The sequence below is a fragment of the Methanomassiliicoccales archaeon genome, from assembly GCA_038850735.1.
In the GTDB taxonomy this organism is placed as follows: Archaea; Thermoplasmatota; Thermoplasmata; order Methanomassiliicoccales; family JACIVX01; genus JACIVX01.
This window is the reverse complement of record JAWCLO010000014.1, coordinates 14,722-15,146: the sequence shown is the minus strand read 5'-3', so window position 1 is coordinate 15,146 and position 425 is coordinate 14,722. Positions and strand designations below refer to the sequence as shown.

Annotated in this window: 1 protein-coding gene; it reads left to right on the top strand. The window is 55.3% G+C overall.

Annotation, left to right across the window (positions count from 1 at the left end; translation table 11 throughout):
• The coding region (locus QW087_07815) for a hypothetical protein (GenBank protein ID MEM2944629.1) at positions 1-425 on the top strand (425 nt) is incomplete at both ends.

Sequence of the window (425 nt, the reverse complement as noted above, 5' to 3'; positions counted from 1 at the left end):
GCCAGGCTGGGCACATACGAGGACTTGCACGAACTCATGCAGAAGATTTCGTCATCGAAGGCGGAAAAGAGCCTGGAAGCGATAGAAGAGCAGGTGAACGCCGTCAACAAGACGCTGCACCAGGTGGCTATCCCTTTCGGACGGGGAGGCAGCGAGAAGTGGTATGCGGAAGCAATGTCGGGATGGAGCACGTTGCACACGAAAATGCTCGACATCATCCATGCTGCGAAGTCTCTGCTCGAGAGGTCTAGCTCACGGTTCGCCACCGAGTCGGAAAAAAAGGAACTGGTCGGGAAAGTCTGGAACTTTTTCCAGAATGTGTATATGAAGTACGCGTTACTCATCGCGGAGATCAGCTGGTACCGGGAAGACGTATCGCCAGGGTGGATGGGGGCCATCCAGCCGGGGTATCCTTCACAGTACCC